This window comes from Pelomonas caseinilytica, assembly GCF_021353235.1.
Lineage (GTDB): Bacteria > Pseudomonadota > Gammaproteobacteria > Burkholderiales > Burkholderiaceae_C > Pelomonas > Pelomonas caseinilytica.
The window spans coordinates 1-1,547 of record NZ_JAJTWT010000038.1 but is presented as its reverse complement, the minus strand read 5'-3'; the positions used below and the strand labels follow the sequence as shown (position 1 = coordinate 1,547).

The 1,547-nt window shown below is 60.9% G+C and carries 1 protein-coding gene; it reads right to left on the bottom strand.

The window, feature by feature from the left end; genetic code table 11:
* Positions 1 to 1,547 (bottom strand): non-ribosomal peptide synthetase (locus LXT12_RS26655; RefSeq protein WP_233395556.1); only part of this gene is annotated, 1,547 nt, incomplete at both ends.

Sequence of the window (1,547 nt, the reverse complement as noted above, 5' to 3'; positions counted from 1 at the left end):
AGCGCCTCGCGATTGAGTTCCCCAGTCAAACGCAAGGCTGCAGGAATGTGATAAGCCCGGCTCGCGGCCTGATCGAGCTGAGCAATGAACCACAAGCGCTGCTGCGCAAACGACAGCGGTAGCGGTTGGCTGCGATCGGCCAAGGGGATCAGGGCCTGACTCACGGCGGCAGCCCCACTCAACGTCTGGGCCAGCTCCGCCAATGTGGGACGAGCAAACAGCTCCCGCACAGGCAACTCCAAGCCCAACGCTCTACGCACGCCCGCAGCCACCTGCACCGCCAGCAACGAGTGCCCGCCCAGCTCAAAGAAGTGGTCATGCCGACCCACGCGCTCCACACCCAGCAGCTCTTGCCAAATCTGCGCCAAGGCCTGCTCGACCTCACCCAGCGGCTCCACGTAACCACGCATCACCACCGCGCCCTGATCGGGCGCCGGCAAAGCCTTGCGATCCAGCTTCCCATTGGGCGTGAGCGGGAAAGACCCCAGGCTCACGAACGCGCTGGGGATCATGTACTCGGCAAGGTGCTGCGCCAGTTGCCCGCGCAGACCAGCTGGCTCGACCTGCTGCCCGCTGTGAGGCAGCACATAGGCCACCAGACGCTTGTCGCCAGGACTGTCCTCACGGGCCACGACCACCGCTTCGCGCACCCCTTGGCACTGCAACAGGCGCGCCTCGATCTCGCCCAGCTCAATCCGGAACCCTCGGATCTTGACCTGGAAGTCATTGCGCCCCAGGTACTCGATGTTGCCGTCCGCCAGCCAACGACCCAAGTCCCCTGTCTTGTACATACGACCCCCATTGAACGGGTCGTCGATAAAGCGCTCTGCTGTGAGTTCGGGACGGTTCAGGTAGCCGCGCGCAACACCTGCTCCACCAATGTAGATCTCACCCGCCACCCCGATCGGCACCGGCTGACCTTGCGGGTCCAGGATGTAGATCTGCGTGTTGGCAATCGGGCGTCCGATAGGGATGCTGCGAGTTTGTGAATCAACTTGCTCAACGTCAAAAGTTGTGGCGAAGGTGGTAGTTTCCGTTGGGCCATAACAATGAATCAAATGAGCGGGGCGATGGGCACGCATGAACGCAGCCACCTTGTTTGGATCGCAGACTTCGCCGCCAAACAGCAGATATTGCAGCCCCTGCAAAGCCGAGCCCAAAACAGGCACATATTGCTGAAACAAGGCAGTGGTGAAGAAAGCCGCTGTGGCACCACTGCGCAGCAAATACTCACGCAATCGCGCAGGGCTCAACACCAGCTCTTGAGGTGCAATGTCCACGCGCGCCCCGTTGAGCAAGGCCCCCCACACCTCCCAGGTGGTTGCATCAAAACTCGAGTTAGAGCAATGCGCAAGGCAATCACCTGGCCCGATCAAGACAAAAGGATTGTTGATGACCAAGCGCAGCACATTGCGATGCTCAACCATCACCCCCTTGGGCAATCCCGTCGAGCCCGAGGTGTAGATCACATAGGCCAGATGAGATGAGTTCAGCCCCAGCGTCTGCGCGCTCGGGTTGAGGTCGCTTTGCCGCTCAATAACCGAGTC